Annotated in this window: 4 protein-coding genes; all 4 read left to right on the top strand. The window is 60.1% G+C overall.

Annotated elements, in window-relative coordinates; genetic code table 11:
• Window positions 1-335: 335 nt before the first annotated feature.
• Entirely contained in the window at window positions 336-545 is a 210-nt protein-coding gene (locus FFS27_RS28435) for a cold-shock protein (RefSeq protein ID WP_003105733.1), read from the top strand.
• A 221-nt stretch (window positions 546-766) separates the two neighbouring features.
• Window positions 767-2,656 carry a hypothetical protein gene (locus FFS27_RS28430; RefSeq protein ID WP_016851610.1) on the top strand — a complete coding sequence of 630 codons (1,890 nt, stop codon included), beginning with the start codon at window positions 767-769 and terminating at the stop codon, window positions 2,654-2,656.
• A complete protein-coding gene (locus FFS27_RS28425) occupies window positions 2,653-4,629 on the top strand; it encodes a DEAD/DEAH box helicase (protein ID WP_016851611.1) in 1,977 nt (658 codons plus the stop codon). The genes FFS27_RS28430 and FFS27_RS28425 overlap by 4 nt, the downstream gene beginning before the upstream one ends.
• Before the next feature lie 140 nt (window positions 4,630-4,769).
• Complete coding sequence (locus FFS27_RS33855; protein WP_256659684.1) at window positions 4,770-4,898, top strand: hypothetical protein; 129 nt, start codon at window positions 4,770-4,772, stop codon at window positions 4,896-4,898.
• The last annotated feature ends 98 nt before the right edge of the window (window positions 4,899-4,996 follow it).

Here is a 4,996-nt window from a genome sequence, read left to right as displayed (position 1 = left end):
AAAACGTAAGAAATACTCGTCGAATTGATTGTTTTTTGATCATTTGGCGAGTTTAAAAGTTGCGCTAGGTGGTATGCCGGGGAAATACATGGCTACTTCAGACCATCCCTAGCTTCCACTCATGGCCGCCGTCCGTCAGGTTTCTCACCTCGGTAAAATGAAAGCTATCTAATCTCACCGAAACCTGTATGGTGGTCTCTACTGCGTGCCCAGTTTAGCGTCCCGCCTTGATGTTCAGTCTGTTCGATCCTCATCTCCTCGGTTTGTCTTCTCTCTGCATTCAGCTCTAGCCAGGCTTTGAACCTGCGCACTCTCAAATTTTGGAGATATACATCATGGCAACTCGCCAAACTGGTACTGTTAAGTGGTTTAACGAAGTTAAAGGTTTCGGTTTCATCACCCCGGAAAGCGGCGCAGATGTTTTTGTTCACTTCCGACAGATCGAAGCTAGCGGTTACAAGTCCCTTGACGAAGGGCAGCGTGTAAGCTTCTTCGTTACCGCAGGCGCCAAAGGCCCGCAGGCCGAACAAGTGCAAGCTCTGTAGGGCTGTTAGCACCAATTAATAAGTCCCGCATATGCGGGACTTATAATTTCTACCTCAGAGCTGTGCAGTTATCACAGCTAGTTCACATGCCCGTCACCATCTTCCTCACCAACCCCGCCTCATAAGAAAGAGAAATACTTTCAAACCGGGCTGAGCATTTTCGGTCGATACGCAACACACCGGCCGGCCACAGTGCTACTCGCTTACACAGGAGCAAGCGCTTGCCACCACTCGATAACGCCTCCCCTACCGAGCAGTTGCCGGATCCATCCCTAGCCCGTTACAGCGAGCGGCAGCTCGCCGTTGCCAATACCTGGGCAACGCATTTCTCCCTCGCAGGGACAGCTCGAACCAAGTTCATCCGTCACTACCTGCGCAGCACCTCTACGACCAGGTGCTGGTGCATCACCGTCGCTGCTGACAACGGTGTGCGTTACACCATCATGCGTGCAGGGCCACTGCTCCAGGTGTTCGACGGTCAACTGATCGGTGCGTGGGAGTGCAGGCCTGCCCATCGTGTCCCAGCAAGCGCACCCTCCCCAGCCGGAGCGTTGAAGCTGCTGCAGCGCCTCCAGAAGTTCGACGATGCCGTTCCTGTACTCAGCTCTTACACCCAGCGGGCGCATGGGTTGGCGACTCAGTTGGCCCGGGAGGACCTCGGCTCATTCCCCAAGAGTCAGTATCCATCAGTCAGCCACAATCGCTACTACTCGCCGAGGCGCCAGTTCTACCTGAAGCAGATCGGAGCGGTCTTGCGAACCTTCAGGCAGTTCCTGGACCAAGACCTGCTGTTCGCTATCCGCTCGGTTCGGTGCCTCTCGCCCCAGCTCTACAACTGGCTGGCTCAAGGCAACCAGGCGCGCCGGCTGCAGATGCTGAAGGCTCAGCCGGTCTTGACGCCGCTACTGGTGGATTGCGAGGAGGGAGTCTGGCCTCACACGACGACCAACGACAACGGCGAGAGCATCTGCCATTTCCTTCCTTGCCCTTTTTCCCTGCTTGTCAGTGAACGACCGCAGGCCGCCGCCGTGCCATGCGACTTGTACCTCGATATGGGCCGTATTCTTGGGCAGGTCGCGGACGAAGGGATTTCGGTCATCAACTTTTTCGCCTGGCTATTTCAGGCGCCACGGGCCTCGATTCGATTTCTTAGTCACGTCAGTCCCGGCCGTGCGGGAGGAGCTCTCTTCCATCGCAAACGGGAAGGCCGATATTCGGGATGGCATACTCTCCTTATGGCAGCATCGCTAGGTAACCGGCGTCCGATCACTCGCGCTCAATGGACAGCCTTCTATGCCGCCTACAATGCGATCCCCTGGCAGATTCACAACGCCAAGCCTGACTACAACCGGCTCTTCAACGGCTGCCCCTTGGATTGGCAGGATCCGGCATGGCTTGCAATCACTGCACGCCTGAGAGACATCAAGGAGTTCTATACCGCCCTCGACCAGGGGAACTCACAGGTTGTTCGGCAGGCGCGCAGCGCCCTGAAGGCGTATCTGGGTCATTGTACCTACCGACAGGCTGGCAACCTGGTGGACGACTACCACCAGGTCCAGAGGGAACTGCGCGCCACAGTACAGAGCAGCCTGCCCGATCTGGTCGACACCGACGAGTACACCACCTGGGAGGGAATGCTGCCTGTCAGCCTTATCGATTGCCCCAATGGCCTGCAGATTGTCGAGCTCCGCTGCCCTGCCGATCTCTATGCCGAACATATCGCGCTGGCCCATTGCATCGATAGCTACGACCAGGCCGCCTATCGAGGAGACTGCCGACTGCTCTCAGTACGTGAGGCTGGCCGTCCACTGGCCTCTGCCGAACTGGAGCTCAGGCGTGAGCATGGCGAGCCACTAGGTAGGCCCTGGAATCCCCAGCACCTTTCTACGGTGCAACTGCGCAAACTCGATAATGACCCCGTACCGGCAGACTCCCCTGCCGGCCAGGCTTACCGCTGGTTCATGGAACGGATTCGCTCTGGAGCCATAGCGACGAACCTGAACTGGCCCGACATGACCGTCCACATGACACGCTTCGCCGATGGTCGCTGGAAGGCGGGCCTCGCCGAAGCCACGGCGAAGTGGCTGCTCACTCGGTTGGAAAACCGATGAGCCGTCCACGCCTGGTCAACCGTACCTCCGCGACTCCTTCGACGCTTCTGCAGCGGGCTATCTTCGACGGCTACGACTTCGGCTTGAAGATCCCCTACATCGCAGGCAGCAACCGCGCGCTGCTGGAACTGTCCGGCTTCTTCATCAGCGCCCGGGAGCATCCGTTGCACCGCTACTGGCGGGTCCCCAAGGGCAAGTTGCTGCCCGAACTGGACTCGCTGTACAACCGACTCGCCGAGCTCGCTGGAGGCCTCCACTCACAGTCCTGGCGGGACTTCAGCGGCATGGTCGAATCTGCACAGGCCTCGCTTGACCGACAGGCCTTCACCTGGGGTTTGCTGCTGCGCATCGCGCCGCTGGCCGAGGGCGGCGTCTTGCTGTCAGGCGAGTTCCATCCCGGTGTGGTGGCGGTGGCTCGGCGGATGCGCGGGGTGTTCCTGCGCCCATCGAGCTCCTGGCGCATCGACGCCACACCTGAGCTGCTCCGCAGCAACCTGATCCTGGAGCTTGGCCTCGCCGAGGAACAATTCGAGATACTGGATACCGTCCAGGAGCTGCTCAGCGACGGTAGCTTCGCGCCGGCGACCGAGCTGCCCAGCATGAGCATCGGCGGTCCACAGCAGGAACCGGCAGCGCCATCCCTGGAGGACGAGTCAGCTTGTGACATCTACCTCGCCGCGGTGCCAGAGATCGAGCGCACCGAGTACAGCTCGGCTGATATCGAGGCGGCGCTTCAGGGCTACTCGCTACTGGCCCACCAGCCTGCCGGCATCGCTCACTTGCTGCAGAGAACCAGCGCCCTGTTGGCCGACGACATGGGATTGGGCAAGACCCGCCAGGCGGTCATCGCCGCTTCGATCCGAGCGGCGGGCAGGCCAATTCTGGTCATCACCCTGGCCACCCTGTTGATCAATTGGCAGCGCGAAATCCAGGAGGTCTATCCCTCGGCCACCGTGGCCATCCAGCAGGACAACCCAGAGGCGCAGTGGATCCTGGTCAACTACGAGCAGTTGAGCCCCTTCGTCGCCAACGCTTCGCGCTTCGCCGTGATGGTCATCGACGAGGCGCAGCGGATGAAGGAACCGACGGCGCAATGCACGCGGCACGGTTTCGACATTGCCGCCCAAGTGCCGAACCGCTACCTGCTTACCGGCACGCCGGTGCTCAACCGTGAAACCGAGCTGCACACCCTGCTTCGCCTCTCAGGCCACCCCATCGGACAACTGCCGCTGAAAGAGTTCTGCGACCGCTTCGCCGGCAACCCGGAGTTCCGCCAGAGTCTGCGGGCGGAGCTGGGTGACTGGATGCTGCGCAGGCGCAAGGATGTGCTGCCCAGCCTCAAGGGCAAGCAGCGGCAGTTGCTGAAGGTGGCCCTCTCCACCGAGGAACGGCAGCAGTACGACGTGCTGCGCCTCGAGGACCGACCGATTTTCGCGCGACTCGGCGCGCTGCGGCGTTACCTGGAAACGGTGAAGGTTCGCGTGGCGATGGACCTGCTGAGCGAGCTCGACGCCGAGGACAAGGTGATCCTGTTCTGCGAGTTCAAGCCGACCGTGGCTGCGCTGAAGGAACTCTGCGAGCAGGCCGGGCTCGGCTGCGTCACGCTGGTGGGCAATGACTCGCTTACCAAGCGGCAGAAGGCGATCGATCGCTTCCAGCAGGATTCCGACTGCCGGGTGTTCATCTGCACCACGGCGGCCGCCGGGACGGGCAACAACCTCACTGCGGCGAACTACGTGTTTTTCCTCGGTCTGCCCTGGACTCCCGGTCAGCAGGAACAAGCCGAGGACCGCGCGTACCGCAACGGCCAGCTCCGCATGGTCGTGGTGAAGATCCCACTGGTCGAGGCCACGATCGACGAGCAACTGTGGCAACTGCTCAACGCGAAACGCCAGGTTGCCCAGGACCTCATCGAGCCCGAGCAGGTCGACGGAAACCGTGCGCTTTTGGCCGCAAGCCTTGCCGAACGCTGATTACTCGGGTTGAACCAGCCGCTGATCGACACAGTAAAAAAACTACTCTCACCAACCGAGCACTTCCTGCTGCAACACGGAGGAGCAGGAAGCAAGCTCGATCACAACGACACGACTGTTCAGCAGGAGATGCCCCAAAAATGAGATTCGAGCAGCCCTCACCGACTATCGACTACAGAAGAAATATGGTGCTGCAAGCGTTGCTGAAGATCGAGGCGCTCTACGAGCTCGCACATGCCGCCTCTCCAGAGCTGCTAGGGAAACTCTGAAAAAGACTTTCTGATTTGGCAAAATACCGCGACCCCACCCACCGAGTTTCCCGATGAAGCAGATGACCTTCGCCGACGCCGAGTACGCTGGCAAGCGC

This window comes from Pseudomonas sp. 2VD, from assembly GCF_005503585.1.
Classification (GTDB): Bacteria; Pseudomonadota; Gammaproteobacteria; order Pseudomonadales; family Pseudomonadaceae; genus Pseudomonas; species Pseudomonas aeruginosa.
Note: the sequence above shows the minus strand (reverse complement) of the source record. Positions and strands in the feature narration are given on the sequence as shown.